Source organism: Mesosutterella faecium (assembly GCF_022809315.2).
GTDB classification, from domain to species: Bacteria; Pseudomonadota; Gammaproteobacteria; order Burkholderiales; family Burkholderiaceae_F; genus Mesosutterella; species Mesosutterella faecium.
The window spans coordinates 338,283-365,037 of the sequence record NZ_JAKZJU020000001.1; the positions used below are offsets into that span (position 1 = coordinate 338,283).

The window sequence follows — 26,755 nt, forward strand, 5'->3', positions numbered from 1 at the left end:
CTTATCCCTTCATCAGATCCCGCTGCGGGAGATCAGCGGATTTTAAGCGTTGTGAGGCCGATCAGAACAAGAATGATCGTGATGATCCAGAAGCGCACCACCACCTGCGTTTCCGCCCAGCCCTTCAGCTCGAAGTGATGGTGCAGCGGGGCCATGAGGAACACCCGCTTGCCGTGCGTGAGCCTGAAGTACGTGGTCTGGATGATGACCGAGAGCGTCTCCACGACGAAAATCCCGCCCATGATCGCCAGCACCAGCTCCTGGCGCACGATCACCGCGATGCAGCCGAGAGCGCCGCCGAGCGCGAGCGCGCCCACGTCGCCCATGAACATCTGGGCCGGATGGGCGTTGAACCAGAGGAACGCGAGCCCCGCGCCGGCCATCGCCCCGCAGAAAACGACAAGCTCGCCGGCTCCCGGAATGTAGTGGAAAAGCAGGTACTCGGCGAAATCGGGCCGTCCCAGCGCATAGGCGAAGATGCCGAGCGCGCCGCCCACCATCACGCAGGGAAGGATCGCGAGGCCGTCAAGCCCGTCGGTCAGGTTCACGGCATTGCTCGTGCCCACGATGACGAAATACGTGAGCACGACGAAGCCGAACACGCCGAACGGGAAGGAGATCTGCTTGAAAAACGGAATCGTGAAGTCGAGCCTGCCGCTGTAGGGCAGCGTAAAGCCCGAGCGGAGCCAGTCCCAGAGCATCGAGAAGGCCGAGGAGCCCGAGGGGGCCTCGATCGCGAAGGCGAGGTAGACCGCCACGAGGATGCCGATGAGCGACTGCCAGCCGAACTTTTCCCGGGCGCTCATGCCGTGGGGATCGTGGTGCACCACCTTGCGGTAGTCGTCCGTCCAGCCGATCCAGCCGTAGCCGAGCGTCACGAGAAGCACCACCCAGATGTAGCGGTTCGACAGGTCAATCCACAGCAGCGTCGAAATGGTCATCGAGGCAAGGATCAGGATGCCGCCCATCGTGGGCGTCCCGTCCTTTTTCAGGTGGGTCTTCGGCCCGTCGGTGCGCACCGCCTGGCCGAAATGCAGCTTCTTGAGCTCGCGGATCGTGTAGGGGCCGAAGGCCAGCCCTATCGCGAGCGCCGTCAGCGTCGCGAGCACCGCCCTGAGCGACAGGTAGTCGAAGACTGCAAAGGCCCGGACGCTGCCGGAGAGCCAGTGGAAAAGGTAAAGAAGCATGTCAGAACTCAGTTCGTTGTTTGGTCAGAGCGGCATCCGCCTTCCTGCAGCGCCTTCACAATCCGGTCGAAGTGCATGAAATTGGACGCTTTCACGAGCACCGTGCCGCCCTTCATGGCGGAGACCTCCTCCTGCGCCTGCCGCTGCAGCTCGCCGAAGCCCGCGAAATGCCGCGCCCCGGGGCCGAAGGCCCGGGCCGCGCAGGCCATCAGCTCCCCGCAGCAGAGCATTTTCTGCACCCCGCTTTCTGCGGCGAAGCGCCCGATTTCCTCGTGGTACTCGGCGCCGCGGGAGCCCACCTCGCCCATGTCCCCCGCGATGAGCACGCGGGGAGCGGGAGCGCCGGCGAGCACGCGGATCGCCGCGCGCATCGAGTCGGGGTTCGCATTATAAGTGTCGTCGATCAGGAGCACTCCCGAGGGCAGCACCGTCCTCACGCCGCGGCGGGCGACGGGCCGGAACCGGCGCAGCCCCTCGGCCACCGCCTCCAGCGGAATGCCCGCGGCAAGCGCGCAGGCCGCGGCCGCGCAGGCGTTGCGGCCATTGTGCGCGCCCGCGATCGCGAGCCGCACCATCAGGTCGCCCGCGGGGGTTTTCATGCGCACCTCCGTGCTCGAGGCCATGGAGAAGACTTCCGCCGTCACGTCCGCCGCGACGCCGGGCTGGGTCGCGAAGGTCATCGTGCGCCGCCCCGCAGCGTCCCTGCACCAGATGCCGGCGCAGGCGTCGTCGGCCGGGAAGACCGCCACGCCGTCCTCCGGCAGGGCCTCGATCGCCCGGCCGTTCTCGACGGCCGTTGCCTCCACGTTCGGCAGAAACTCCTGATGCTCGCGCTGGGCGTTGTTGACCAGCGCGACCGTCGGGGCGATCTCCGCGGCGAGCTCGGCCATCTCGCCCACATGGCTCATCCCCGCCTCAACCACGGCGGCCCGGTGGGTGCGGCGCAGCCGCCACAGGGTGATCGGCACGCCCACGGCGTTGTTGAAGTTGCCCTCGGTGGCAAGGCTGCCCTGCGCGCCGAAAGCCGCGCGAAGGACAGAGGCGATCATCTGGGTCGTCGTGGTCTTGCCGTTGCTGCCCGACACGAGGATCACCGGAATCTGAAACCGGCGCCTCCAGGCCGCCGCCGACTCGGTGAAGGCGCGCCCGACGTCGGGCACGACGATCTGGGGCGCGTCCGAGCCCTGCACGGGGCGGGAGACCAGAACCGCGGCCGCGCCCCTGCCGAGCGCATCCCCCGCGAAGTCCGTGCCGTCGAAGCGCTCGCCGCGCAGCCCCGCGAAAAGTTCTCCGGGCCGCACTGTCCTCGCATCCGTCGAGACGCCCGTCACCCTGACCGAGCCGTCGCCCAGAAGCTTCGCGCCGGCGATCGTGGCCGCGATTTCCGCTGCCGAAATCAACTCTTCACTCATTTCTGTTCCTTGTTCCTGCGGGCGGTCCGGGCGCATTCCCCGAAGGCCCGTTCAAGCGCCTCCGCATCGGAGAAGTGATGCCTCACGCCCCGCACTTCCTGATAGGTTTCATGGCCCTTGCCCGCCACGAGGATCACATCCTCGGGGGCGGCCTCGGACACCGCCGTCTGAATCGCCTCCGCCCGGTCGAGGATGATGCGGGGGCCGCCCGCTCCGGCGGCCACGGCCTGCGCGATGGCCAGCGGGTCCTCAAAGCGCGGATTGTCCGTCGTGACGATGACCCGGTCGGCGCCGGCGGCCGCCGAGCGTCCCATGAGGGGGCGCTTGCCGTGGTCGCGGTTGCCGCCCGCGCCGACGACGATCCAGAGCCTGCCGCCGCGGGCGCGGGCCACCGGCCGCAGCGTCTCCAGGGCCTTGTCGATCGCGTCAGGCGTATGGCAGTAGTCGACCACGCCCAGCGGCATCCCCGGAGCGCACACCTGCTGCAGGCGCCCCGGCGGCGGCAGCAGCTCCCCGAGCAGCGCCGCGACCTGCTCCGCCCCGGCCGCTCCGGAGGCGAGCACCACGCCCGCGGCGCCCAGCAGGTTGTCCACGTTGAACAGGCCGAGCGCCCTCGCCTGCACCGGGTACTGCCTGCCCTTCCAGGCGAGGCGGAACGACACGCCCGAAGCCCCGACTTCAACGTCCCGGGCCTCCAGCGCCTCGCAGCCCTCGGGCACGGCCGTGCCCCGCGAGGTCGCCGCAATGGTGCGCACCCCGTGCGCGAGCGCCGTGCGGCACATCCGGGCCCCCGCCGGATCGTCGATGTTCACCACCGCGGCCTCCAGCTCCGGCCGCTCGAAAAGCAGCGCCTTCGCGTCCTCGTAGGCCTGCATGGTCTTGTGGTAATCGAGGTGGTCGCGGGTGAGATTGGTGAAAAGGGCCCAGCGGATCCGCGTCCCGTCCAGCCGTCCCTGCGCCAGGCCGATCGAGCTCGCCTCGATCGCAAAGGCCCGGGCCCCGTCGAGCGCGGCCGCATGGAGCAGGCGCTGGATGGTCACCGGGTCGGGCGTGGTGAGGGGCACCGCGGAATAGGAGCGCCCCGCCATGCTGCAGCCTATGGTGCCGAGCACCGCGCAGGGCTGTCCGAGCCGCGTGAAGAGCTCGCCCATCCACTGGCTCGTTGTCGTCTTGCCGTTGGTGCCGGTCACCGCCGCTCCCGAAAGGCGGCGCGAAGGCTCCCCGTAATAAGCCGAGGCGAACGCGCCCAGCGAGGCGGCCAGCCCCCTCACCGCGAGGCTGGGGACGGCATCGGGCGGCTGGAACCCCTGCGCGCCCTGCGAATCGTAGAGCACGGCGCCCGCGCCCGCGTCCGCCGCGGCCTGCATGAAGCGCCGGCCGTCGGCCGACAGCCCGGGAACCGCGAGGAACACGTCGCCCCTTGCGACGCGCCTTGAATCCAGCTCGAGCTGCGCGTCGGCGGCAGCCTTTTGCTTCAACCACTGAAGGGCTTCGCCCAGCGTTGCCTCAGACATTGGCTTTCTGAATCCTCTTGACTTTGACATTTCAGCGCGCAGACGGCGCCGCGCCGCCCTGGCGGGGCCTGCGGCCTCCGGCAAGCTCAACGCCGCGCCCGGAGTCTGCGTTTTTCGCGAACACGACCCCCTGAAGGGTGTCAGGCTGGTCGGGCGCCACGTGCAGCGTGGTGAGCACTCCCTCGGCGATCTGCGCGAACACAGGGCCCGCCACGACGCCGCCCACATGGCCGCCTTCCGTCGGATCATCGATCATGACGGCGATGATCACCCGCGGGTTGGAAGCCGGGACGATGCCGATGAAGTCGGAGACGTAGCGGTGCACGTACTGGCCGTTCTGAATCTTGTAGGCCGTCCCCGTCTTGCCTGCGACCGAGTAGCCCGGAACCCGGGCCCGGGTCGCGGTGCCGCCCGACTCGAGCACGCCCATCATCATGCCGCGCATCTGGTGCGCGGTCTTCGGCTTGTAGACCTGAACGCCCTCGGCCGCCCGCCCGGTCTTGAAGAGGGTGAGCGGAATCACGTCGCCGTTGCGGGCGAAGGCCGTGTAGGCCCGCACGAGCTGCACCAGGGAAACGGCCACGCCGTGGCCGTAGGAGATGGTCGCCTGCTCGATCGGCTGCCAGTTCCTGCCGTTGCGCAGAATGCCGGCGGCCGCGCCGGGGAAGCCCACGTCGGGCGCAGTGCCGAACCCGAGGTCGCGGTACATCTTGTACATCACCTCGCGGTTCACCTTGAACGAAATCTTGGTGGTGCCGATGTTGGAGGACTTCGCGATCACCTGCCGCACGGAAATCCGCCCGTAGTTGTGGGTGTCGCTGATCGTGCGGTTGCCGATCGTGAAGCGCCCGGGCGAGGTGTCGATGATCGTGTCGGGAGTGACCACGCCCATGTCGAGGCCCTTGGCGACCGCAAAGGGCTTCATCGTGGAGCCGGGCTCGAACACGTCGGTGAGCGCGCGGTTTCTCATGCGCTCGAAGGTGACCGTGCGGCGCTCGTTCGGATCGTAGGTCGGGATGTTGGCGAGGGCGAGGATCTCGCCCGTGCGCACGTCGGCCACTATCGCCGCCCCGGCCTTCGCCTTGTGGGCGGCCACCGACTTGGAAAGCGCATCAAACGTGAGGTACTGGATGCGCGAGTCAATCGACAGCTCAATGTCCTTGCCGGACACCGGCTCGCGCAGCCAGGCGTCCTCCACGACCCGGCCCAGGCGGTCGCGGATCACGCGCCGGCGGCCCGACTCTCCGGTGAGCACCTTGTCGCGCGCGAGCTCAATGCCCTCCTGGCCCTTCTCCTCCAGGTTGGTGTAGCCGACGACATGGGCGGAGACCTGCCCGTCGGGGTACTGGCGCCTCATCTCGTCGGACACGTGCACGCCGGGGATCCTGCATTCCTTCACCTGGTTGGCCACGCTCACGTCCACCTGCCGGTGCAGGTACACGAAGCTCTTGCTGCGCCGCACGGCAATCCTCGCCATGATCTCCGAGGGCTTCATGTCGAGCAGCTTCCCGAGCTTCGCAATCTGCTCCGGAGTGGCGGCCGCGGCCTCCGAGGGCACGACCCAGACCGACCGGGCGGGCATGGTCGAGGCGAGCACGATGCCGTTGCGGTCGAGGATCTGCCCTCTCGGCGCGGGCACGGACAGCGTCCGGGCGAACCGCACCTCGCCCTGCCGCAGCAGGAAGTCGGTCGAGATGCCGCCCTGGAGCCAGAACGCGCGCAGCACCAGCACGCACAGCGCCGCAGAAATGATGCCGAGCGCGATGTAGGAGCGCACCGGCTGGATCTGAACCGCAAGCAACGGATCCTGCCCGGGGGCGGCCCGCCGGCCCTTGATCGGAACGCCCTCCAGGCGCCACCAGCGCTTGAAGCGGACGATGAGCCGCCTGGCCAGGCGTCTCGCGGTTTTTCTGAGCCACTCATTCATGATTCAGCCCCCCGCTTTCCTTCACCGCCGGCAGCTCCTTGTACTCGAGCGTCACCGTGTTGCGGCTCGTCGCGGGCTGCAGCCCCGACTTCGCAGCCTCGGTGGCGATGTAGCCGGGCAGGGCCGCGCGCGAAATCTCCATATAAAGATCCGTCGCGTCGTCGTTGAGCCGCTTGCTCTCGTTTTGCAGCCGCTCGATCTGCGCGGTGAGCGACCGGACCCTGCTCTGGCTCGTGACAAGAGAGATGCCGCTCAGGAAGAGGACGGCGGCCCCCGCCAGCGTCACGACCGTGATGACCCTGAAGCGCCCTTCCCTCATCTGCTTCCTCCCGGCGCCTTCTCCGGATCCCTCCAGGGCTCGGCGCTGCGCTCGCCCACCCGCAGCGTCGCCGAGCGGGCCCGGGGGTTCGCCGCGCATTCGGCCTCGCCGGGACGGATGCGGCGCACCCGCTCGAACAGCGGACTCGGAAGGTCCGACTGCCGCAGCGGCAGCCTCGGGTCGAGCTCCCTTTCGGGATGCTCGGCCGCCTCGAAAAATCTTTTCACGATCCGGTCCTCGAGCGAGTGGAAGCTGATCACCGCGAGCCGCCCGCCCGGCGCGAGCAGCTCCCCGGCCTGCCGCAGCGCCTCGCTCAGCTCGTCAAGCTCTCCGTTGATCCTGATGCGTATCGCCTGGAAGGTCCGGGTGGCCGGATGCTGCGCGCTGTCGCTGCGGCTTCTCGGCACCGCCCCCTCCACGATCGAGGCGAGCCTGAAGGTCGTGTCGACGGGCGCCTTCGCGCGCTCGGCGACGATCGCGCGGGCGATGCGCCTCGCGTAGCGCTCCTCGCCGTAGCGGGAAATCGTCTCGGCAAGCTCCTGCTCCTTCACGCCGGCGAGCCACTGCGCCGCCGTCATGCCGCAGGAGGTGTCCATGCGCATGTCGAGGGGGCCGTCGCTGCGGAAGGAAAAACCGCGCGATGCGTCGTCGATCTGCGGAGAGGAAACCCCGATGTCCATCATGATGCCGCTCACGGAGCCGGGCGCAACGCCGCGGGCCGCCAGCTCGCCGCTCATGCGGGAAAAGGGGGCATGAATGATCCTGAAGCGGGGATCCGCGATCGAGGCGGCGGCTGCCACTGCCTCGGGGTCGCGGTCAAAGGCGAAAAGCCTGCCGGCAGGGGAAAGCCTCGCGAGAATGCGGCGCGTGTGCCCGCCGCGCCCGAAGGTGGCGTCCACATAAAGGCCGTCGGCCTTCCACACCAGCTCCCGCGGGGTTTCCTCCGCCAGGACCGGCCGATGGACGAACTCTTTCGAGCCTGCCTGATGAACTGCGCTTTCCAAAACCTGTCCCGCCTGTCTGTTAAAAAATGTCCGGGGGCGGCCGCGGGGGAGCGCCTTCCCCTTCAACGCCGGAAGGCTCCCTTGGCGCAACGTCCTGCGGCTGGAGCAAAATCGTACCGCGAATATTAAACGAGTTTGTCCAGTTGAAAAAGTTTAAATGAAAATATATCAGGAACCCGCTGAAAACGGGGGTTTGCCCGCCCCGGCGCTAATTCCCGGAGATTTTCCGCGCATGAGGAAAAACAGCGGGAAAAAGATTTTCACGAAGAGCCGAAAAGGCGGAAGCGCCATAAAATTTCATTTTAAAATCATTGGGATTTGATTTTATGGAAAATAGGCGGCCCTTTTCCCCCGTCGGCCAAAATATGAACGCCGCCGGGCCCGCCTCAGCGATGGATAAGAACACGGAGTTTCTCTATAAGCCGGATTTTGTTCCGGGTCGCCCCGGTGACGGCCATTCGTCTTGTCCCGGCCTCGCGGCCGGGCTCTAGCCACTTACCCGCAGCCTCGCCGGACAGGGTCACCGGCTGCCTATTTAGTGTTGCTTCCCGTAGAGATTGCCCGTTTCACCCGAACTGAATCGGCTCGTCTCTGCTGCTCTGATCCGCGCCTCGCGGCGGGCAGCCGTTAGCTGCTACGGTGTCCTGTGAAGTCCGGACTTTCCTCGGGCGGGGGCCGCTGGGCCGCCCGTCCACGGCCGTCCGAGAAACTCCGTGCGGAGGGACACTATAAGAAGAAATCCCAAAAGAAGCAACCGCTCCGCCGGGACGCTGGCATACAATACCTTTTTGATCTGCCGTTTGTCCTGTCTGCCAGCAAATGTTTCCAGCAAAAAAACTGATCCCTCTTGCCGTACTCTCCAGTCTGTGCGCGGCCGCTTCCGCCGAGGGCCTCGCGGCCAGGGCGCTGTCCGCGATCAGCGAAACCACGCCCGCCGGCCTTGTCGACGATTCCGAACGCGAGCCGGGAGCCGCCGGCTGGTTCAAATCCGTGGGCCGCGGCTTCGGCAGGCTCGTCGACCGGGGCGACACCCATCTCGTGCTGCCCCTGTACACGGAGCATCCGCGCTGGGACTACTCCAACCGCAGCCAGGAGAATGCCTATCCCTTCGGCGGCGGCTTCGCCCGCAGCATGATCGACAGCCGGGGCAACGAAAGGCTCGCCTACGCGATCGTCTTCTCCGACTCCCACTACAAGCCCGAGCCCTTCCTGGGCTACGCCTGGCTGTCCCGCTGGAACGTGGGCCGGACGGGGCTGCATGTCGGCGCGGGCTACCTCGCGGGGCTGACCTTCCGCGCGGACTACATGTGGCTGCCCATCCCCGCGCCCCTGCCCCTCGTCAACGTCGGCACGAAGAACGTCGGGGCCTACATGACCTACATCCCGTTCTCCAACGTCTTTTTCTTTTTCTCCACCATCGCGATCGACAGCCGCTCGTCCAGGGAGATGCCCCTCACGCCGAAAAGCGTCTGGTTCAACCGCAGCAACCTTGTTTACGGCGGCGCCTCCTGGGTGCACAACGACCTGGGCAGCCCGGACGGCATGACGATGAGCTCCGATGCGGGGTGGAACGCGGGCGTGCGCCACTACTTCGACCGCCACTGGGCGGCCGACCTCGGCGTGATACGGTCCCGGCACAACACTTACTGGTACGGCGACAAGCGCTACAAGTGGGACATGACCCAGGTCAATCTCTTCGGCCAGTACCACGCCGATGCCACTGACGCCCTGCGCGTCTTCGCCGGCCTGGGGCTCGGCTACGCCAGCCTGCACCGCGACGGGCTCACGAAACATTCCGTCCATCCGGCCATGCAGGTGGGATTTACGTGGGCCTTCAGCCGCGAGTTCCACCTGACCGGCAGCATGACGACCGCTTTCCCGCGCTTTCACCACATCGACGACGAGGTGGCCACAGGCAAGGCGACGGCCCGGCCCGCGCCGACCTCGTTCAATCTCTCGCTCGGGAAAACGTTCTGAGAGGCAGCCCCCGGGGCCTCGCGCTCCCGCCGGCTCTTTTATTAAAATACCGGGATCCCGGCTTGAGCCGGGATCCTTTTCTTTTTCTCACTCAGAAGACTATTTCCATGGATCGCAATGATGAGCTTTTCGAACGCGCGCAGCGTTCCATCCCCGGCGGCGTCAACTCGCCCGTCCGCGCCTTCCGCTCGGTAGGCGGCTCTCCGCGCTTTATGCAGAAGGCCTCCGGGCCCTTCATGTGGGATGTGACCGGAAAGAAGTACATCGACTACATCCTGTCCTGGGGCCCCATGATCCTCGGCCACGGCAACCCGGAGGTCCTGCGGGCGGTCCATGAGGCGTGCGACCGCGGGCTGACCTTCGGAACGGCGACGGAGCCCGAAATCCTGATCGCCGAGGAGATCCGCAAGCTCGTCCCCTCCATCGAGACCGTCCGCCTCGCCTCCTCCGGCACAGAGGCCGGCATGAGCGCCATCCGGCTCGCCTGCGGCTTCACGGGCCGCAGCAAGGTGATCAAGTTCGAGGGGTGCTACCACGGGCATTCCGACCGCCTGCTCGTCAAGGCGGGCAGCGGCATGCTCACCTTCGGGCACCCGAGCTCGGCCGGCATCCCCGCCGGGGTCACCGCCGACACGATCGTCCTCGAATACAACAATCCCCAGCAGCTCGAGGACACCTTCAGGAGCTGCGGCAGCGAGATCGCCTGCGTGATCGTCGAGGCCGTGGGCGGCAACATGAACATGGTGAAGGGCTCGCCCGAGTTCATCCATGCGATCCGCGACCTGTGCACCCGGTACGGCGCCGTGATGATCGTCGACGAGGTCATGACCGGATTCCGCGTCGCGCTGGGCGGCGCGCAGTCGGTCTACGGCGTGAAGCCCGACCTCACCATGCTGGGCAAGGTGGTGGGCGGCGGCATGCCCGTTTCCGCCTTCGGCGGGCGCCGGGACATCATGAACATGGTGGCCCCGCTCGGCCCCGTCTACCAGGCGGGCACGCTGTCCGGGAACCCGGTTGCCGTCGCGGCCGGCCTGGCCACGCTCAAGCTCGTCCAGGCCCCCGGCTTCTACGACCGGCTCACCTCCATTTCCCGCAGGCTCACCGAAGGCCTCACCGAGGCCGCGAGAAGCGAGGGCGTTCCGTTCTGCGCCGACTACTGCGGCGGCATGTTCGGCCTTTACTTCCTGCCGAAAGTGCCCACGCGCTTCTCTGAAGTCACCCGGGCCGACACCGCAGCCTTCGGCCGCTGGTTCCACCACATGCTCGACGCCGGCTGCTATTTCGCGCCCTCCACTTATGAAGCAGGCTTTGTCTCCATCGCCCACACGGACAAGGAGATCAGCCACACCATCGAGGCGGCCCGCGAGGCCTTCGCCGCGCTCAAGGCCGGCCGGTAAGCCGCCGGGCCGTCCCGGACGGGGAGGAAGACAGGAAATGAAGGGACTGCCCGCTGCCTTTGCCGCACTTGCGCTGGCCGCATCCTTGTCTGCCGCGGCCTCAGGCGTATTCCAGCACCAGCAGCCCGCCGCAGGCGCGCCGCCATCAGCCGCGGCGCAGGCGGCGCCTGCCGCCGCCCCGGAGGCGGCGGTCCGCGTGAGGCTGCTTGCGGACCGAACCGCGGCGCAGCCGGGCCGCCCCCTGCAGCTTGCCGTGGAGCTGCGGCACGCTCCGGGCTGGCACACCTACTGGAAAAACCCCGGCGAAGCAGGCGCCCCGACCGAGTTCGCCTGGAGCCTGCCCTCCGGGTGGCGCGTCTCCGGGCCCCGCTGGCCCGCTCCCGAGCCGCGCACGGACCAGGGCATCACGAGCTACACGGTCTCAGGTCGCGCGCTCTATCCGTTTGAGGCCTTCGTGCCGGCAGGCGCGGAGGGCCAGGCGAAGCTCTCCGTGCACGTGTCCTGGATCGCCTGCCGGGAGCAGTGCGTCCCGGGCGAAGCGAGCGCCTCGCTCACGCTGCCGCTGTCCGCCTCGGGCTCTGCCTCGGCAGACGCCCGCGCCATCGGGCAGGCGCTTGAAGCCTCGCCCCGCCCTCTGAAGGACGGCGTGAGCGCCGCCGCGGGACAAGGCGTCGTGCTTCTCACGGCGGAAAACGGCCTGCGGCCGCAGCAGTTCATTCCCGAGCAGCCGGGACTGCTCGACGAGACGAAGGCCCAGGTCAGGGACGCCGCCGGCGGAAAGGCCCGGCTCGCCCTCTGGCTGTCCCCGAAGCTCAAGAGCGGGCCCGGCCGCATCTCCGGCGTGCTCTTTGCCGAAGACAGCGAGGGCAGCCGCCGCCCCTTCGCCCTCGACGTCACGCCCGCGGCCCTGCCGCCCGGGGCGCAGCTGCCGAAGCCGGCGCCCGTCGTGCAGGCGCCCCCCGCAGGGGGCGCCCCCGGCGGGGAGGCCTCAAGGCTCACCCTCGCCTCCGCGGCCCTCTTCGCAGCCCTGGGCGGCCTCATTCTCAATCTGATGCCCTGCGTCTTTCCGGTCCTGTCGCTGAAGATGCTCGGCCTTGTCCGCGCCTCGGGCGAGCGCAGGCTCCTGCCCCACGGGCTCGCCTTCACCGCCGGGGTGCTGCTCTCCATGGCGGCGCTGTCGGCGCTGCTGCTTGCGCTCAAGGCCATGGGCTCGGAAATCGGCTGGGGCTTCCAGCTTCAGAACCCCCTGGTCGTGCTCCTGCTCGCCCTCCTTTTCTGGGCCATCACGCTCAATCTCGCCGGCCTTTACGAATTCACCTTCGGTTCCCGCGCGGCCGGCGCGGTGGCTTCGAAAGCCCCAGCGCGCGGCGTCGCGGGCAGCTTCTTCACCGGCATCCTCGCCGTGGTGGTCGCCAGCCCCTGCACGGCCCCGTTCATGGGGGCGGCGGTCGGCTTCGCGCTCGCCCAGCCGGGCGCGGTCTCGATCATCGTGTTTCTTTCCCTCGGGCTTGGCATGTCGCTGCCCTGGCTGCTGCTCACCCTTTTCCCCGGGTGGACGCGCCGGCTGCCGCGGCCCGGGGCCTGGATGGTAACGCTGCGCCGCGTGATGGCCGTCCCCGTCGGGCTGGCCGCCCTGTGGCTGCTGTGGGTGCTGAGCCGGCAGGTTTCCCTGACGGGGCTTGCCTGCGCTGCGGCGGCCCTGCTGCTTGCGGGGCTCGCGCTGCTGCTTCTGGGGCTTTCGCAGCGCGGCCGCAGGGGCGCCCGCTACTGGAGCACCTTCCCGCTGGCCGCCGCCGCGGCCCTGGTCGTTGCAGTCGGCGCCGGACGCTTCAACGCGGCCTCTTCCGAGGCCGCTCAGGGCTGGAAGGCCTGGTCGCCGGAGGCGGTGCAGGAGGCCCTCTCCTCGGGCTCGCCCGTCTTCGTCGACTTCACCGCCGCATGGTGCGTCACCTGCCAGGTGAACCAGGCGGCCGTCGTCAACACCCGCGAGGCCCGGCAGCTGTTCGCCCGCTACGGCTATGCGCGGCTGGCGGCGGACTGGACCAGCCGGGATGAGAAAATTTCGCGGGAGCTCAGCCGCTACGGGCGCAGCGGCGTTCCCCTTTATCTTGTTATTTCAAGAGACGGGCGGGTGGAGGTGCTGCCGGAGCTGCTCACCCCCGAGGCGCTCGCCGCCGCGCTGAAGCGGGGAGCCTCCTGATCGGCCCGCCCGCTGGCGAAATAGGCAAGGAAGGCGTCGATCGCGGGCTTTCCCGCCGCGGCCCGGGGCGAATCGATCACCGCGCAGAGCGCGTAGGGGATTCCGCCGCGCGAGCGCACGTATCCCGCCGCGCTCCGCACGCCGCTCAGGTACCCGGTCTTGATGCGCGCGGTGCCGGCGGGCACAGGCCGCCTTCTCATCGTGCCGTCCAGCCCCGCAATGGGCAGCGACGACAAAAACTCGGGCTCCCAGGGGGAGCGGTACGCCGCCGCGAGCGCCAGCGCGATCTGACGCGCTGAAGCCCGGGTCCGCCTCGACAGCCCCGAGCCGTTGTCCGGCACGAGCCCCGCAGTGTCGATGCCCAGCCCCTCAAGCCGGCCCAGCAGCCTCTGCCTCGAGGCCCTGAGGGTCGCGCCCCCGGGCTCGTCTGCGGACAGCAGTAGAAAGAGGCTTCTCGCCATCGGGTTGATGGAGCCCTTGTTCGTCGCCTTGATGAGATCGGCGAGGCTCTCCGAGGACAGGCTCAGCAGCTCCCGCTGCCCCTCGGGGATCCGCCCCGTTGACAGCCGCCCCGTCCAGCTCCCTCCCGCCTCGCTCCAGAGCGACCGGAAAAGCGCCTCGTCGAAACGATCCGCCGAAGCCTCCGGAAACGGCACCATGCTCCAGACCTGCGTCCCGCAGGCTGCAGGATAGGAGCCTTCAAAGCGCAGCTCCCCGCCGGCGGAGCGCGGCCGCAGGGCCGTGCCGATATTGGAAGGGCACGGGGCGTCCGCGTCAAGCGCCACGGCGGCCGGCGTGCTGTAGCCCGCCAGAGAAAAGTCCGCGATCACCCGGGCCTGCCCCGAGGCCGCGTCCGGGACGAACGTGAAGGAAAGCGACTGGAGCGCCAGCGCAAGGGCGTCGGGCCCCTGGTTGTAGGGCCGGTCCGGCCGGCCGTCGAAAGCCGAAGGATCGACGGGCGGCTCGGCGAAGACGGAACGGTCCACCACCACCGGTCCGTCGATGCTGCGCACCCCCAGCCGTCTCAGTTTCAGCAGAGCCTCCCTGAAGGCGGGAACCGGCAGCCACGGGGCTCCCGAGGCGCGGATGTAGAGCGCCCCCACGCTCCCCCGGCTGTCCGGCCCGGAGGGAGCGTAGAAAACGGTTTTCCAGGATGCGGCCGGCCCGTAGCGGTCCAGCGCCGCGGCCGTGGTGAGGATTTTGAAGACAGAGGCCGGCGGCACGGGCTGCCTGTCGTTCCACCCGAGCCCGCTGCCTCCCGGCCCGAGCGGCACCGCCGCCGCGTGGAATTCCTCCGGGCTCAGGCCGGCCCGCTGCACGGCCGCCCGCACCTCCGCGGGCAGCTCCTCCGCTGCCGCTCCGGCCAGGGCGAGGGACAGGAGAATCAGTGCGGATACTTTTTGTAACAATTTCATTTCCGGCTTCTTTTGCTCGAAAAATAAATAACTTACCCGCCACCCGCCGCAGCAGGGGGCTGGCATCAGTTTAACGGCGCGCCTTGAAATCGGCACCTCAGGCCCCATATAGGGGGATAAGCAGATCCGGTGCTGTCACGGCGCATGAATTCTGCTTCTTAATTTCGTAAGGGAGCGATCAGGCTCCTTTTCAAGTTTCAATGGAGAAAGTGAAAATGAACATCCGTCCTTTGCATGACCGCGTGATTGTCAAGCGCCTGCCTGCCGAGCGCACGACCGCTTCGGGCATCGTCATTCCTGACACGGCCGGTGACAAGCCCGACCAGGGCGAAGTGATCGCCGTCGGCCCCGGCCGCCGCGACGAGCAGGGCAAGATCATCCCGATGGGCGTGAAGGTTGGCGACACCGTGCTTTTCGGCAAGTACTCCGGCCAGTCCGTCAAAGTGGGCGGTGATGAGCTTCTCGTGATGCGCGAAGACGACATCATGGGCGTCATCGACTGATTTCATTTATTCCCTTTTCACAAAGTTTTTAACTGGAGATTCACGACATGGCTAAGAAAGTTTTGTTTGGGAATGACGCCCGCGCGCTGATGGTGCAGGGCATCAACACCCTTGCGAACGCTGTCAAGGTGACCCTCGGGCCGAAGGGCCGCAATGTGGTCCTCGAGCGCTCCTTCGGCGGCCCCACCGTCACGAAGGACGGCGTTTCCGTTGCGAAGGAGATCGAGCTTAAGGACAAGTTCGAGAACATGGGCGCCCAGATGGTGAAGGAAGTCGCCTCCAAGACCTCCGACAACGCCGGCGACGGCACCACCACCGCCACCGTTCTCGCCCAGTCGATCGTTGACGAGGGCATGAAGTATGTGGCTGCCGGCATGAACCCGATGGATCTGAAGCGCGGCATCGACAAGGCTGTGGCCGCGGCGATTGAAGCCCTCAAGGGAATCTCCCGTCCGACCACGACTTCCAAGGAAATCGCCCAGGTGGGCGCCATTTCCGCCAACTCCGACACGGAAATCGGCCAGATCATCGCTGAAGCGATGGACAAGGTCGGCAAGGAAGGCGTGATCACCGTTGAGGACGGCAAGTCCCTCAGCAACGAACTCGATGTCGTCGAAGGCATGCAGTTCGACCGCGGCTACCTGAGCCCCTACTTCATCAACAACCCCGACAAGCAGGCTGCGATTTTTGAGAACCCGTTCATCCTGCTGCACGACAAGAAGATCAGCAACATCCGCGAGCTTCTGCCGGTTCTCGAGCAGGTGGCCAAAGCCGGCCGTCCGCTCGTGATCATTGCCGAAGACGTGGACGGCGAGGCTCTGGCCACCCTGGTGGTCAACTCGCTGCGCGGCGTGCTGAAGGTTGCCGCCGTCAAGGCCCCGGGCTTCGGCGACCGCAGGAAGGCGATGCTCGAAGACATCGCCATCCTGACCGGCGGACAGGTCATCTCCTCCGAGCTCGGCCTGCAGCTTGAAAAGACCACGCTCGCCCAGCTCGGCTCCGCGAAGCGCGTCGAGATCAACAAGGAAAATACGACGATCATCGACGGCGCCGGCGCTGCCGACAAGATCGAGGAGCGCGTGAAGAACATCCGCACCCAGATCGATGCCGCCACTTCCGACTACGACCGCGAGAAGCTCCAGGAGCGCGTGGCCAAGCTCGCCGGCGGCGTTGCCCTGATCAAGGTCGGCGCTGCGACTGAAGTCGAAATGAAGGAAAAGAAGGCCCGCGTCGAAGACGCTCTGCATGCGACCCGCGCTGCCGTTGAGGAAGGCGTCGTGGCCGGCGGCGGCGTTGCGCTGATCCGCGCGAAGCAGGCGATCGCCGACAAGCTCACCGGCGACAACGACGAGCAGAATGCGGGCATCCGCATCGTGCTGCGCGCCATGGAAGAGCCGATGCGCCAGATCGTGGCGAACGCCGGCGAGGAGCCCTCTGTGGTCGTCAACAAGGTGGCTGACGGCAAGGGCAACTTCGGCTACAACGCCCAGACCGGCACCTACGGCGACATGATCGAAATGGGCGTGCTCGATCCGACGAAGGTGACCCGCACCGCCCTGCAGAACGCGGCTTCCGTCGCCTCCCTCATCCTCACGACCGACTGCATGGTCGCGGAGCTCCCGGAAGAAAAGCCGGCGGCCCCGGCTGCCGGCGGAATGGGCGGAATGGGCGGAATGATGTAATTCCGGCCTAGCCTCATTCAGGCAAGCCTCAGAAGACGAAGGCGGGGCTTCCCTTTCACAGGGAAGCCCCGCCTTTTTTCATCTGCGGCGGAGGCGCTGCGGCCCGGGGCGCCGCGCAGGGCTGCGCGGCTACAGATCGCAGACCTTCTTCAGGTCCTCCGTCGTCATGCCCGAATAGATGGCGCGGTACTCTCCGGCCCTGGTCTTGAACACGCCGTAAGGAACCGTCCTCGTGCCGTTGCGGCGGACGATCTTGGAGTTGTTCCAAACCTGCGCGCGGATCTTCTCCGGAAGCTTCCAGACCTCCTTCTGGTCCACCGGCAGCCCTCTGAATTCCTTGTCATGGAAATGCTCCTCGTGCTCGACGAACTTTTTCCATGGATCGGCGGCGGCGAGAATCATCGTGCCCTGGGGCTCCGAATTGATATTGAGAACCGCCACAGGGCACCAGACGAACTTGATGCGGTCATTGAGGGGGATGGTCGCGCGGTAGAGCTTTTCGCACCAGGGGCACTGGGAATCAAACGCGATATAGGCTGCGGGACGCCCTTCGGGGCCCGGAGAGACAGCGCCGCTGCCTTTTTCAGCCAGCTCGTTGAACATTCCCTCCCCGTACCATTCCAGCGGCACCTTGGGCCAGACTTTTTTCTTCTCCTCCGCGGCCATTGCGGCAGGAGCGGCGACGGCAAGGGCCGCGGCCGCGATGAATTCTCGACGCTGCATCTCTTTCTCCGTTTCTCTCTCGCAAAACCTGATGCTGAAAAACAAGGTCTGTTTTCAACTTTAACAGATATGCGCCGAGCGCAGATCCCCGTCTGCCGGCGTTGTAACATAACGCTACACAATCTAACTAACGCGGCTTTATCCGACTGACGAGTGCGAGAAATGAAATTCACCGAGATGCTTGAACAGCGCTGGCGCGATGCCGACTCCATGCTCTGCGTGGGGCTGGATCCCAACCCCGACCGCATGCCGGCCTCAGTGCAGGGCCGGGTCGGAGACTTCTGCCGGGCAATCGTCGAGGCCACCGCAGACCTCGTCTGCGCCTTCAAGCCCCAGATCGCCTATTTCGCCGCGATGCGGGCGCTGCCGGAGCTCGAGGAGCTGATCGCCTACATACATGAACGCCATCCGGGCATCCCCGTCATCCTCGATGCGAAGCGGGGGGACATTGGCTCGACGGCAAAGGCCTACGCGCGGGAGGCCTTCGAGATCTACGGCGCGGACGCCGTCACGGTCTCGCCCTACATGGGCTTCGACACGGTCGAGCCCTATCTGGAATACGAGGACCGCGGGGTGATCCTGCTTTGCCGGACTTCCAATCCCGGCGGGCGCGACATTGAAATGCTGCAGGCCGGCGGGCGCCGCGTCTTCGAGCACGTCGCCGCGATGGCCGCCCAGGCCTGGAAGGACCACGACCAGCTCGGTCTCGTGGTCGGCGCGACCTTTCCCGAAGAGATGGCCGGAGTCCGCGCGATTGCGCCGGGCATGCCCTTCCTCGTGCCCGGCATCGGGGCCCAGGGGGGAGACATTCTCGCCGCAGTCAGGGCGGGGCTCGACCGAAACGGCCGCGGAATGATCATCAACTCGAGCCGGGCGGTGATTTATGCCGGCAGCGGACCGGATTTCGCCCAGGCGGCCCGCCGCAAGGCGGCGGAAACCCGGGACGCCATCCGCAGGGCCCGGAGCGCGGTGCTCGGGACCCGGAGCTGAGCCTGCGCCTTGCGTCCCTCTCAGGCCGAGGGCGCGGGAGCCTGCCCGGCCCCCTTGCCCAGCGGCGTGGCGAGCACTTTGTCGATCCTTCGGCCGTCCATATCCACGACCTCAAGACGCCATCCCTCCCACTCGATGGCGTCGCCCACCTTCGGCAGCTTTCCCAGAAGCAGCATCACCATGCCGGCGAGCGTGCTGTAGCGGTCGTCGTCCTCCTCGGGCACGTCCTTCAGAGCGAGCCGGTCCTTCAGGTCCGGGATGGAAATGATCCCGTCGAGCAGCCACGACCCGTCCGGCCTTTCCACCGCCCACTGGTCGTCCGTCTTCTCCGGCTTGAACTGCCCGGCTATCGCCTCCAGAACATCGCGGGGCGTCACGATGCCCTGGATCTCGCCGTATTCGTTCACCACGAGGGAGAGCGGCGCATCCGTCCTGCGGAACTGCTCGAGCAGCTCCTTGCCGGTCAGCGTCTCCGGCACGTAGTTGGCCGGGACCAGCGCCTCGCTGAAATTGAGCCTGCCCGTCTGCAGAATCTGCTTCATCAGCTTCGGAGTCGAGCAGATGCCCTTCACGTCGTCAAGTGACCCGCTGGCCACCACCAGCCTCGAGCGCTGGGAGGTCAGAATTTTGTCGATGTTCATCTGCTGGGGATCTTCGAGATTAATCCACTCGATTTCGCTGCGGGGGGTCATGAGCGAGTTCACCTGCCTGTCGTCGAGGCGAAACACGTTGATCACCATGTCGCGCTCCTGCTGGTCGATCACCCCTGTCTGCTGGCCCTGCTCGATCACGGCGTTGATCTCGTCCTCGGTCACCGAGGGGGCGGCAGCCCGGTTGCCAAGCAGATGGCGCAGCAGCCAGTTGGTGGTGGCGGCCAGCAGCTTAATGAAGGGGGCGCCTATGATTTCATGAGCGCGCAGAATGCCGACCGACTTCTCCATGATGAGCTCGGGGGCCATCTGCCCGATCCGCTTGGGGAAAAGCTCGCCGAAGATGATGGAAAAATACGTGATGAGGGCCACCGCTATGACCAGGCTCACCCAGCGGGAATAAGCCGCGTCCAGCCCCAGATAGGTCAGAACCGAGGCTATGGGGCCTGCCACGGCGGACTCGCCGATGATGCCCAGGAGAATGCCGATCACCGTAATGCCGGCCTGCATCGTCGACAGGGCCACGGTGGGGTTGTCCAGCATCCGGAGCGTGTCCGCGGCCTTTTTGTCGCCGTCCTCAGCAAGAGGCTCGAGCCTGGCCCGGCGGCATGCGACCAGCGCAGTTTCCGTCATGGCGTAAAAGCCGTTCAAAAGAATCAGAATGCACAGTAATACGATGCTGATGAAGTCTGACATAGATCCCTGCCGGGGGATCTCCCCGGTCCGGTGAATTCCAAAATCAACGTTCCCCGCGGCCCTTCAGGAGTGCGATCAGTCCTGCGATGGCCGCCTCAACGGTCTGCAGCCGCACCGACTCGCGCCCCCCGTCAAAATGACGGGTCTCGGTCCGAACGACGATGTGCCCCTGCTCGCGAAGGCCCCATCCGAAGCATACGGTTCCAACGGGCCTGCCGGGCTCGGCTCCTCCCGGGCCGGCGATGCCGGTGACCGCGGCGGAGCAGTCCGCTCCGCTTTTTGCCACGGCTCCGCGGGCCATCGCCGCGGCCACCGCCTCGGAGACCACGCCTTCGCGCTGCACAAGCTCCGGCTCTACGCCCAGCATCTCGTGCTTGGCGCGCACAGAGTACGTCACATACCCGCGGTCCAGCCACTCGCTCGATCCGGCCACCTCGGTGATGGCGTAAGCAATGCCGCCCGCCGTGCAGGACTCTGCCGTCGCGATCTTGACCCCGGCGGCCCTGGCGGCCCGGCCCAGTTCCTGCGCGAGGCCGTAAATTTTCTGATTCATGGTCTGCTCCCTCTTTTTCCCGGCCGCTTTGCTTAACCCGAAGCCGTCCATCTCAGGCAGAATTCTCCCCAGCCCAGCCAGGACAAGGCCTGCAGGGCGGCCAGCGCCCACAGGGCGGCGAAAACGTCGTCCAGCATGACGCCAAGCCCGGAATGCATGCGACGGTCAATGCCGGAGGCCGGGGGGAGCTTCACAATGTCAAAAACGCGAAAGGCAAGGAAACCGGCCAGCGTCCAGAAAATTCCCGCCGGCAGGACTGCGAGCAGCAGCCACACTGCGGCAACCTCATCGATCACGATGGCCCCCGCATCCTGAACGCCGAGATCCTCGCCGGTGCGGCCGGCCGCCCACACGCCGCAGAAAAAAGCCGCCGCGCCAGGCAGCAGGAGCCCCGCCCCTGACAGCAGGCCTTCAAAGCAAAAGAAGCTCAGGGCCGCAGCGAGGGATCCCCAGGTGCCGGGACCGGGCCTCATGACGCCCGCGCCGAAAAAAAGCGCAATGGCGTGCGCAGGCGAAGAAAAGCAGAACCGCAGGCCCGGACGAACCCGGTAAGCCGGGTTCGAGTCCGAATATTTCCTAAAAATGCGCGGAGGGTTTCTCATACGGGAAATCGTCTCTGGCGTTCCTGTCAGGCAAAGTGGTCAAATCCCGCGCTTTTCAACACGACGGCCCGCCGGTGGCCGTCATAGACGGTCAAAGCGCCGTCGCCCTGCTGAGACTCGGCAAGGATCCTGCCGACCCGGGTGACCAGGGTGTCGGAGCGGATGCCTGCCTCGAAGATTTCGCGGCGCCGGTCCGCAGGAGCCGTGAACACCAGCTCGTAGTCATCCCCTCCGGACAGAGCCGCCTCCTGCTGCTGCTCGAGCGGCAGCGACTGGAGGGCTTCCGAGCGGGGCAGGCTGTCCCACTCGATTTCAGCCTTCACGTGCGAGCGCTCGAGAATATGGGAAAGGTCCTGCTCGAAGCCGTCTGAAACGTCGATCGCCGCAGTCGCTATCGGCAGCAGCAGCCTGCCCAGCGCATTGCGGGGCTCGGGCCGCTCCATCCTCCGGCGCATAAGCTTGAAGGCTGCGGGTGCCGCAGCCCAGTGGCCCCAGCGGTATTTAAGAGCCGCATAGGCGTCTCCCAAAGTGCCGGAGACCCAGATGTCGTCGCCCGGCCTTGCCCCGCCCCGCGTCAGTCCCATGCCCGGGGGCAGCTCCCCAAGGGCGGTCACGGAAAAAACGGCCGGTGAATGCGCGGTGGCGGAGGGGTTTTGCAGCGGAGTGCGCACGGTGTCCCCGCCCAGCAGGGCGCAGCCGCTCGCCTCGGACAGCTCCCTCAGACCGGAGGAAAAAGCCTCGAGCCATTTCTCGTCTTTGTCCGGCAGCCCGATGGACAGGAAAAAAGCTCTGGGCACGGCGCCTGCGGCTGCAAGGTCCGACAGGTTGACGGCAAGCGTCTTATAGCCTATGTCCCTGGGATCCGCATCCGGCAGGAAATGGGTTCCCACCGCAAGCATGTCCATCGTGACGGCGATCCGGCTCGTGCCCAGGTCGATGATGGCGCAGTCATCCCCCACGCCCTTGCAGAACCAGGGGCCGTTCGCGCTTCCCTGGGAGAAAAAACGGTCAATGATGGAAAACTCTCCATCAGGCGATGGCATCTGAAATACACCTCCTCAAAGGCGCAGTCCGCCTCTTCAGGATTCCGGCCTGCGGCCATCGCGGCCGCGGGCCGTCTCGTCCGGACGAATCTCCCGCGCCACTTTGTCAAGCACGCCGTTGACGAACTTATAGCCGCCCTCGGCTGAGCCGAACTGCTTGGCGAGTTCGACCATTTCATTAATAACGACCATATAGGCGGTTTCCGGATGGTGGGCGAGCTCCGCCGTCCCCAGCAGGAGAATGGCGTGCTCCACGGTGCTCACCTGCTTGAGGGGCCGGCTGATGTGGCGGGAAATAATCTTCTCAAGCCCCTCGCGGTCCGAAATCGCATCCTTCAGCAGCGAACGGAAAAGCTCCTGATCGCAGGCGTCGAATTCCTCGGGGGTGAGGTCGCCGCTTTCCGTGTCTTCCTGGTTGATGAGTGACGGCACGACCAGCGCAACCGCTTCCGGAGAACTCAGCGGGTTCACGATCCATTCATAGAGACCGAGCAGGGCGAAGCGCCTGGCGAAGCTTCTCGCCCGCATGCCGCCCTGGCCCGCAGGGGCCTGTTTATTCTTTTCCATATTCACTCTTCCGGGGCGGCTTCAGTCTTGGCTTCATCCCCTTCCGTAACCTCGGGGAACTCTGCCGCCAGATTCGCCATCTCAACCGCAACCTGCGCGCAGGCCTTGGCCTTGCTCTCGATGCGGTCCTGGCACTGCTCGTCATCCTCGGTGGTGAGGATGCCGTTCGCTATCGGGATATCCCAGTCGAGGGCCACCCGCGAAATGCCCGCCGCCGATTCGTTGGAGACAAGCTCAAAATGATAGGTCTCTCCGCGGATGACCGCGCCGAAGGCAATGAGTGCGTCATACTCTTCGGTCATCGCAAGCTTCTGCAGCGCAAACGGAACCTCCAGGGCGCCCGGCACGTGGCAGACCGTGATGTCTTCCTCAGCCACGCCCAGCCGCTTGAGCTCCTCGAGGCAGTAGCCGTACTCCTCCCGGCCCGCATACTCATTGAAGCGGGCGATCACAATGCCGATGCGCAGACCCGTTCCATCCAGATTCTGGGCAATTTCATCGACTGCCATTGCAGACTCCTTTTTGTAACTTCATAGCGCCGGGAAAGAGACTGTTCCTCAGTCCGTTTCCCCGGCCCTGTACTATCTGATATTCTAGCCCAGGCCCGGTCCCGTTCCGGCGGAAATTCCGGCGCGGCGCCGTCCTTTCCCCGGCTTCCCGCTTCTCAGAGCAGCTCGTCCCCGTCGCGCAGCTCGAGGCCGCGCTGAACGTACCGGGCGATGACATCCACCTCAAGGTTCACCATGCTCTGGGGCTTGAGCAGCTTCAGCGTCGTCACCTCCATCGTGTGGGGGATGAGATTGATTGAAAAGCGCGGCCCCACCGCTGTGTCCTCCACGGTATTGACCGTGAGCGAAACGCCGTTGACCGCGATGGATCCCTTGTAGGCGATGCAGGGTGCCATTTTCTTCGGAGCGAGAATGACCAGCCGGTAGCTCTCGGCCACCCTGTCCATGGAAATGACCTCTCCGATCCCGTCCACGTGACCGGTCACCAGGTGTCCGTCGACGCGGTCGCCCAGACGCATGGCCTTTTCGAGGTTAACCGGCCCGAAGGTATCCAGCCCCGTCGTCTTGGAGAGCGATTCCGCAGACACGTCGATCTTGAACCAGTCCCCGCCTTTTTCAACGACAGTCATGCAGGCGCCGTTCACCGCGATGGACTCTCCAACCTGAACCTGATCCAGGCCGAGCTTCGGCGCATCGATGGTCAGCCTCAGCCCGTCACCCAGCTTCTCGGGCTCGCGCACCATGCCAACTGCCTGAATAATTCCTGTAAACATCAGTTTTTCCTCAAATCAATGCGTAAATCTTCCCCCAGTCGGGCTACGGAATGATACGACCACTTCTCGGCCTGGGACAGGGACTGGTACGGACCCAGATCCCACAGGCCGCGCCCGCGCCCGATCAGCATCGGGGAAACATAAAGGACGATCTCATCGACCAGCCCGGCCCGCAGGAGCGCGGCATTGAGCACGGAGCCCGCCTCCACGAGAAGATCGTTGACCTCCCGGCGCCCCAGCTCCGCCAAAAGCTTCCGCAGATCCACTCTCCCGTCGGCTCCCGGCAGCGAGACGACCTCCGCGCCCCGGGCCCGCAGAGCGGCGGCGCGGATGCCGCCGGCAGAGGCGCAGGCCACCAGACAGCCGCCCTCACCGATCACTCTGGCCGCCTCCGGCATGCGAAGCTGCGAGTCGGCAACCACCCGCAGCGGCTGGCGCACGCTGGCCGGATCCCGGCCCGCCGGCCGTACGGTGAGACGGCAGTCATCAGCAAGAACAGTTCCTATACCCGTGAGGACGGCACCGGACTCGCTGCGAAGCCTCTGGACATCCGCTCTGGAAGCCTCGCCCGTAATCCACTGGCTCTGTCCGTTTTCAAGCGCCGTGCGCCCGTCAATGGAAGCCCCGGCCTTCAGCTTCACCCAGGGCGTGCCGCGGGTCATGCGCGTGAAAAACCCGCGGTTGCTCTCCCAGGCTTCCTTCTGCAGCACATTGCGTTCGGTCGGAATGCCTGCGGCTTCGAGCATGGCAAGGCCTTTGCCCGCAACGAGCGGATTCGGGTCGGTCATCGCCGCAACAACGCGGCCCACCCGGTGATCTATGAGAGCTTTCGCGCACGGGGGCGTGCGGCCGTAGTGCGAACAGGGCTCGAGCGTGACGTACACCGTGGCGCCGGCTACATCCGCGCCGCGGCCTGCCGCATCCTGAAGGGCCTCGATTTCGGCGTGATGGCCTCCGGCCTTCTGGGTATAGCCTCTGCCGATTACGACGCCGTTCTTGACAATCACGCATCCCACGGACGGGTTGGGAGGCGCGATCGCGCGTCCCCGCGCCGAAAGCTCCAGCGCCATGCGCATGAAGCGCAGATCCGATTCTTCTGCCATCAGTGCTTGTCTCCCTTGCCCTCGGTTGCTTCTCGGAGCAGCTCCACAAAAGCCTCGGGCTTCTCTACATTGAAATAAACCGAGGCGAACCGGATGTAGGCCACGGAATCGAGCCGCCGCAGCTCATCGAGCACGTAAAGCCCCACTTTCTCGCTCTTGACCTCGCGCTCTCCGAGAGCCATCAGGCGCTGCTCGATGCTGCTGACCGCCTCATCGATTTTCTCGAGAGGCACCGGACGCTTGCGCAGGGCCAGCATCATGGACGCCCGCAGCTTCTTCGCGTCAAACTCCGTACGCGCGCCGCCCTTTTTGATGATGGCCGGCAAGGCGAGCTCCACCCTTTCATAAGTCGTAAAGCGCTTGCCGCAGTTCGGGCACTTCCTGCGGCGGCGGATAGCCCAGCCCTCTTCCGAAGACCGGGAATCTATCACCTGGGTTTCATTGCTGTGGCAAAAGGGACAACGCATGCTTTAGAACTCCCCCTGCTTTTACCGCAGGGACGGCCGCAGATGCGAAGCAAGGCGCGCCGCCTTTTCCCTGGCCGCCCGCCCTGCATCGAACTGCCGCTTTCGTATGCGAGGCCCGAAGCGGCGGTTTCCGCCCCGGCCTCTTCCTGTGAAAAGAACTTATTTCCTATAAACAGGGAAGGCGTGCGTCAGTTCCGCCACCTGAGCCTTCACCTGCTCGAGCACGGCCGCGTCTTCTGGGTGGTCCAGCAGGGTGACGATCAGGTCAGCCACCTTGCGGACTTCGGCCTCCTTGAAGCCGCGGGTCGTCATGGCAGGAGTTCCGAGGCGGATGCCGGAGGTAACGAACGGCTTTTCCGGGTCATGGGGAATGGCGTTCTTGTTGGCGGTCATGTGCCCGGCCTCCAGCAGAGCCTGGGCGGCCTTCCCCGTAATGTGCTTCGGGCGGAGGTCCACCAGCATCACGTGGCTTTCCGTCCGTCCGGACACAATGCGCAGTCCCTTCTTCACCAGCTCGTCGGCCATCGCCGCGGCGTTCTTCACGACCTGTTCGCCCCAGAGGCGGTATTCAGGCTTCAGCGCCTCTCCAAGGGCCACAGCCTTCGCCGCGATCACATGCATCAGGGGACCGCCCTGGATGCCGGGGAACACGGCCGAATTAATCTTCTTTTCCAGCTCCGGACGGCAGAAAATAATGCCGCCGCGGGGCCCGCGCAGCGTCTTGTGCGTGGTCGTCGTGACAATATCAGCATACGGGAAGGGGCTCGGATAAACCCCTGCGGCGATAATGCCCGCGTAATGGGCCATGTCGACCATGAGCAGGGCTCCAACCTTGTGGGCGATGTCGGCGAAGCGCTTGAAATCGATCTTCAGGGAGAAAGCCGAAGCCCCGGCGATAATGAGCTTGGGCTTGTTCTCCTGAGCGAGGCGCTCCACCTGCTCGTAATCGATGTCCTCTTTCTCATTCAGCCCGTAGGGAACGCAATGGAAATACCGGCCGGAGAAATTAAGGTGCATGCCGTGCGAGAGATGCCCGCCGGCATCCAGCGACATCCCCATGAAGCAGTCGCCCGGCTCGAGCGTGGCGAAAAGAACCGCCATATTGGCCTGTGCGCCGGAGTGCGGCTGCACGTTCACCGCCATCTCGACCCCGGCCGGCTCGCAAAAGAGCTTGCGGGCGCGCTCCTGAGCGATGCGCTCCACCACGTCGACGTTTTCACAGCCGCCGTAGTAACGCTTGCCGGGATAGCCTTCGGCGTATTTGTTCGTGAGCTGAGAGCCCTGCGCAAGCATGACTGCAGGAGAAGTGTAGTTTTCGCTCGCGATGAGCTCAATGTAGTCTTCCTGGCGCTTGTTTTCCGCGTCGATGGCCGCCCAGACCTCCGGGTCGCTCACGGCAAGGGTTGTTGGCTGATACATGTAGAAAGCCTCTTGTAAAAAAGCCGAAGTCAGAAAAAAACAACTCAGCCCCGGTGACCGGGGCCGCGTCTCGTACAGCAATGATTATACGGACTCGGCGGGCCGCGCCATGGGCGCGGATGA

Annotated in this window: 24 protein-coding genes and 1 other RNA gene; 6 read left to right on the forward strand and 19 right to left on the reverse strand. The window is 65.9% G+C overall.

The features are described from left to right. Positions 1-32 precede the first annotated feature (32 nt). From mraY to rnpB, 7 genes are all read right to left on the reverse strand, one after another. The gene (gene mraY / locus MUN46_RS01565; RefSeq protein WP_237978988.1) at positions 33-1,187 is read right to left on the reverse strand and encodes a phospho-N-acetylmuramoyl-pentapeptide-transferase; all 1,155 of its coding nucleotides are present in this window, start codon (positions 1,185-1,187) and stop codon (positions 33-35) included. Between the two features lie 8 nt (positions 1,188-1,195). Next, positions 1,196-2,599 carry a UDP-N-acetylmuramoyl-tripeptide--D-alanyl-D-alanine ligase gene (locus MUN46_RS01570; RefSeq protein WP_243375863.1) on the reverse strand — a complete coding sequence of 468 codons (1,404 nt, stop codon included), beginning with the start codon at positions 2,597-2,599 and terminating at the stop codon, positions 1,196-1,198. Continuing rightward, the gene (locus MUN46_RS01575; RefSeq protein WP_243375865.1) at positions 2,596-4,113 is read right to left on the reverse strand and encodes a UDP-N-acetylmuramoyl-L-alanyl-D-glutamate--2,6-diaminopimelate ligase; all 1,518 of its coding nucleotides are present in this window, start codon (positions 4,111-4,113) and stop codon (positions 2,596-2,598) included. Before MUN46_RS01575 ends, MUN46_RS01570 begins: the two co-directional genes overlap by 4 nt. A 31-nt stretch (positions 4,114-4,144) precedes the next feature. Next, a complete protein-coding gene (locus MUN46_RS01580) occupies positions 4,145-6,040 on the reverse strand; it encodes a peptidoglycan D,D-transpeptidase FtsI family protein (RefSeq protein ID WP_243375867.1) in 1,896 nt (631 codons plus the stop codon). Next, on the reverse strand, positions 6,033-6,359 hold the full coding sequence (locus MUN46_RS01585; protein ID WP_243375868.1) for a hypothetical protein: 327 nt from the start codon (positions 6,357-6,359) through the stop codon (positions 6,033-6,035). Before MUN46_RS01585 ends, MUN46_RS01580 begins: the two co-directional genes overlap by 8 nt. After that, positions 6,356-7,363, reverse strand: coding sequence for a 16S rRNA (cytosine(1402)-N(4))-methyltransferase RsmH (gene rsmH / locus MUN46_RS01590; RefSeq protein WP_243375869.1), 1,008 nt, complete (start codon positions 7,361-7,363; stop codon positions 6,356-6,358). Before rsmH ends, MUN46_RS01585 begins: the two co-directional genes overlap by 4 nt. Positions 7,364-7,765: 402 nt before the next feature. After that, an RNA gene (rnpB, locus tag MUN46_RS01595) (RNase P RNA component class A) lies at positions 7,766-8,076 on the reverse strand. A 106-nt stretch (positions 8,077-8,182) separates the two neighbouring features. On the opposite strand from rnpB, the gene MUN46_RS01600 reads away from it, so the two are divergent. The 3 genes from MUN46_RS01600 (at position 8,183) to MUN46_RS01610 (ending at position 12,937) form a co-directional block, all read left to right on the forward strand. Next, complete coding sequence (locus MUN46_RS01600; protein WP_243375870.1) at positions 8,183-9,340, forward strand: hypothetical protein; 1,158 nt, start codon at positions 8,183-8,185, stop codon at positions 9,338-9,340. Between the two features lie 107 nt (positions 9,341-9,447). Continuing rightward, on the forward strand, positions 9,448-10,737 hold the full coding sequence (gene hemL / locus MUN46_RS01605) for a glutamate-1-semialdehyde 2,1-aminomutase (RefSeq protein WP_243375871.1): 1,290 nt from the start codon (positions 9,448-9,450) through the stop codon (positions 10,735-10,737). Between the two features lie 37 nt (positions 10,738-10,774). Then, on the forward strand, positions 10,775-12,937 hold the full coding sequence (locus MUN46_RS01610; protein WP_243375872.1) for a protein-disulfide reductase DsbD family protein: 2,163 nt from the start codon (positions 10,775-10,777) through the stop codon (positions 12,935-12,937). On the opposite strand, the gene dacB is transcribed toward MUN46_RS01610, so the two are convergent. After that, complete coding sequence (gene dacB / locus MUN46_RS01615; protein WP_243375873.1) at positions 12,841-14,352, reverse strand: D-alanyl-D-alanine carboxypeptidase/D-alanyl-D-alanine endopeptidase; 1,512 nt, start codon at positions 14,350-14,352, stop codon at positions 12,841-12,843. The two genes, MUN46_RS01610 and dacB, sit on opposite strands and share 97 nt — an antisense overlap. Before the next feature lie 215 nt (positions 14,353-14,567). Here dacB and MUN46_RS01620 point away from each other — a divergent pair, with 215 nt between their 5' ends. Then, a complete protein-coding gene (locus MUN46_RS01620) occupies positions 14,568-14,855 on the forward strand; it encodes a co-chaperone GroES (protein ID WP_237978978.1) in 288 nt (95 codons plus the stop codon). Between the two features lie 47 nt (positions 14,856-14,902). Then, positions 14,903-16,537 carry a chaperonin GroEL gene (gene groL, locus MUN46_RS01625; protein ID WP_243375874.1) on the forward strand — a complete coding sequence of 545 codons (1,635 nt, stop codon included), beginning with the start codon at positions 14,903-14,905 and terminating at the stop codon, positions 16,535-16,537. Between the two features lie 129 nt (positions 16,538-16,666). Here groL and MUN46_RS01630 read toward each other — a convergent pair whose 3' ends face one another. After that, positions 16,667-17,260 (reverse strand): thioredoxin fold domain-containing protein, encoded by a 594-nt coding sequence (locus MUN46_RS01630; protein WP_243375875.1) that lies wholly within the window; start codon positions 17,258-17,260, stop codon positions 16,667-16,669. Positions 17,261-17,422: 162 nt separating this feature from the next. Between MUN46_RS01630 and pyrF the strand changes: the two genes are divergently transcribed. Next, positions 17,423-18,250, forward strand: a complete 828-nt coding sequence (gene pyrF, locus MUN46_RS01635; RefSeq protein WP_243375876.1) for an orotidine-5'-phosphate decarboxylase — start codon at positions 17,423-17,425, stop codon at positions 18,248-18,250. Positions 18,251-18,270: 20 nt separating this feature from the next. Here the strand turns inward: pyrF and MUN46_RS01640 are convergent, their stop codons facing one another. The 10 genes from MUN46_RS01640 to glyA form a co-directional block, all read right to left on the reverse strand. Beyond that, positions 18,271-19,596, reverse strand: a complete 1,326-nt coding sequence (locus tag MUN46_RS01640; protein ID WP_243375877.1) for a hemolysin family protein — start codon at positions 19,594-19,596, stop codon at positions 18,271-18,273. Positions 19,597-19,639: 43 nt separating this feature from the next. Further along, positions 19,640-20,149: a CinA family protein gene (locus MUN46_RS01645; protein ID WP_243375878.1), complete on the reverse strand. Its 510-nt coding sequence runs from the start codon at positions 20,147-20,149 to the stop codon at positions 19,640-19,642. Between the two features lie 32 nt (positions 20,150-20,181). Continuing rightward, positions 20,182-20,751 carry a phosphatidylglycerophosphatase A family protein gene (locus tag MUN46_RS01650; RefSeq protein WP_243375879.1) on the reverse strand — a complete coding sequence of 190 codons (570 nt, stop codon included), beginning with the start codon at positions 20,749-20,751 and terminating at the stop codon, positions 20,182-20,184. Between the two features lie 26 nt (positions 20,752-20,777). After that, the gene (thiL, locus tag MUN46_RS01655) at positions 20,778-21,794 is read right to left on the reverse strand and encodes a thiamine-phosphate kinase (protein ID WP_243375880.1); all 1,017 of its coding nucleotides are present in this window, start codon (positions 21,792-21,794) and stop codon (positions 20,778-20,780) included. Positions 21,795-21,830: 36 nt separating this feature from the next. Continuing rightward, complete coding sequence (nusB, locus tag MUN46_RS01660) at positions 21,831-22,361, reverse strand: transcription antitermination factor NusB (RefSeq protein WP_243375881.1); 531 nt, start codon at positions 22,359-22,361, stop codon at positions 21,831-21,833. 2 nt (positions 22,362-22,363) lie between these two features. Further along, positions 22,364-22,870: a 6,7-dimethyl-8-ribityllumazine synthase gene (gene ribH, locus MUN46_RS01665; RefSeq protein ID WP_243375882.1), complete on the reverse strand. Its 507-nt coding sequence runs from the start codon at positions 22,868-22,870 to the stop codon at positions 22,364-22,366. Between the two features lie 155 nt (positions 22,871-23,025). Next, on the reverse strand, positions 23,026-23,643 hold the full coding sequence (locus tag MUN46_RS01670) for a riboflavin synthase (protein WP_243375883.1): 618 nt from the start codon (positions 23,641-23,643) through the stop codon (positions 23,026-23,028). Next, entirely contained in the window at positions 23,643-24,746 is a 1,104-nt protein-coding gene (ribD, locus tag MUN46_RS01675; RefSeq protein ID WP_243375884.1) for a bifunctional diaminohydroxyphosphoribosylaminopyrimidine deaminase/5-amino-6-(5-phosphoribosylamino)uracil reductase RibD, read from the reverse strand. The genes MUN46_RS01670 and ribD overlap by 1 nt, the downstream gene beginning before the upstream one ends. Then, on the reverse strand, positions 24,746-25,213 hold the full coding sequence (nrdR, locus tag MUN46_RS01680; protein WP_243375885.1) for a transcriptional regulator NrdR: 468 nt from the start codon (positions 25,211-25,213) through the stop codon (positions 24,746-24,748). The genes ribD and nrdR overlap by 1 nt, the downstream gene beginning before the upstream one ends. Before the next feature lie 159 nt (positions 25,214-25,372). Then, positions 25,373-26,632, reverse strand: coding sequence for a serine hydroxymethyltransferase (gene glyA, locus MUN46_RS01685; protein ID WP_243375886.1), 1,260 nt, complete (start codon positions 26,630-26,632; stop codon positions 25,373-25,375). Positions 26,633-26,755: the final 123 nt, after the last annotated feature.

Coding starts and splice junctions, on each gene's coding strand:
- ribH (WP_243375882.1), bottom strand. CDS start 22,870: ATGGCAGTCGATGAAATTGCCCAGAATCTGGATGGAACGGGTCTGCGC.
- MUN46_RS01575 (WP_243375865.1), bottom strand. CDS start 4,113: ATGTCTGAGGCAACGCTGGGCGAAGCCCTTCAGTGGTTGAAGCAAAAG.
- MUN46_RS01645 (WP_243375878.1), bottom strand. CDS start 20,149: ATGAATCAGAAAATTTACGGCCTCGCGCAGGAACTGGGCCGGGCCGCC.
- dacB (WP_243375873.1), bottom strand. CDS start 14,352: ATGAAATTGTTACAAAAAGTATCCGCACTGATTCTCCTGTCCCTCGCC.
- nusB (WP_243375881.1), bottom strand. CDS start 22,361: ATGGAAAAGAATAAACAGGCCCCTGCGGGCCAGGGCGGCATGCGGGCG.
- MUN46_RS01580 (WP_243375867.1), bottom strand. CDS start 6,040: ATGAATGAGTGGCTCAGAAAAACCGCGAGACGCCTGGCCAGGCGGCTC.
- glyA (WP_243375886.1), bottom strand. CDS start 26,632: ATGTATCAGCCAACAACCCTTGCCGTGAGCGACCCGGAGGTCTGGGCG.
- MUN46_RS01600 (WP_243375870.1), top strand. CDS start 8,183: ATGTTTCCAGCAAAAAAACTGATCCCTCTTGCCGTACTCTCCAGTCTG.
- MUN46_RS01630 (WP_243375875.1), bottom strand. CDS start 17,260: ATGCAGCGTCGAGAATTCATCGCGGCCGCGGCCCTTGCCGTCGCCGCT.
- MUN46_RS01640 (WP_243375877.1), bottom strand. CDS start 19,596: ATGTCAGACTTCATCAGCATCGTATTACTGTGCATTCTGATTCTTTTG.
- pyrF (WP_243375876.1), top strand. CDS start 17,423: ATGAAATTCACCGAGATGCTTGAACAGCGCTGGCGCGATGCCGACTCC.
- thiL (WP_243375880.1), bottom strand. CDS start 21,794: ATGCCATCGCCTGATGGAGAGTTTTCCATCATTGACCGTTTTTTCTCC.
- MUN46_RS01610 (WP_243375872.1), top strand. CDS start 10,775: ATGAAGGGACTGCCCGCTGCCTTTGCCGCACTTGCGCTGGCCGCATCC.
- mraY (WP_237978988.1), bottom strand. CDS start 1,187: ATGCTTCTTTACCTTTTCCACTGGCTCTCCGGCAGCGTCCGGGCCTTT.
- groL (WP_243375874.1), top strand. CDS start 14,903: ATGGCTAAGAAAGTTTTGTTTGGGAATGACGCCCGCGCGCTGATGGTG.
- MUN46_RS01570 (WP_243375863.1), bottom strand. CDS start 2,599: ATGAGTGAAGAGTTGATTTCGGCAGCGGAAATCGCGGCCACGATCGCC.
- MUN46_RS01620 (WP_237978978.1), top strand. CDS start 14,568: ATGAACATCCGTCCTTTGCATGACCGCGTGATTGTCAAGCGCCTGCCT.
- hemL (WP_243375871.1), top strand. CDS start 9,448: ATGGATCGCAATGATGAGCTTTTCGAACGCGCGCAGCGTTCCATCCCC.
- nrdR (WP_243375885.1), bottom strand. CDS start 25,213: ATGCGTTGTCCCTTTTGCCACAGCAATGAAACCCAGGTGATAGATTCC.
- MUN46_RS01585 (WP_243375868.1), bottom strand. CDS start 6,359: ATGAGGGAAGGGCGCTTCAGGGTCATCACGGTCGTGACGCTGGCGGGG.
- ribD (WP_243375884.1), bottom strand. CDS start 24,746: ATGGCAGAAGAATCGGATCTGCGCTTCATGCGCATGGCGCTGGAGCTT.
- MUN46_RS01670 (WP_243375883.1), bottom strand. CDS start 23,643: ATGTTTACAGGAATTATTCAGGCAGTTGGCATGGTGCGCGAGCCCGAG.
- MUN46_RS01650 (WP_243375879.1), bottom strand. CDS start 20,751: ATGAGAAACCCTCCGCGCATTTTTAGGAAATATTCGGACTCGAACCCG.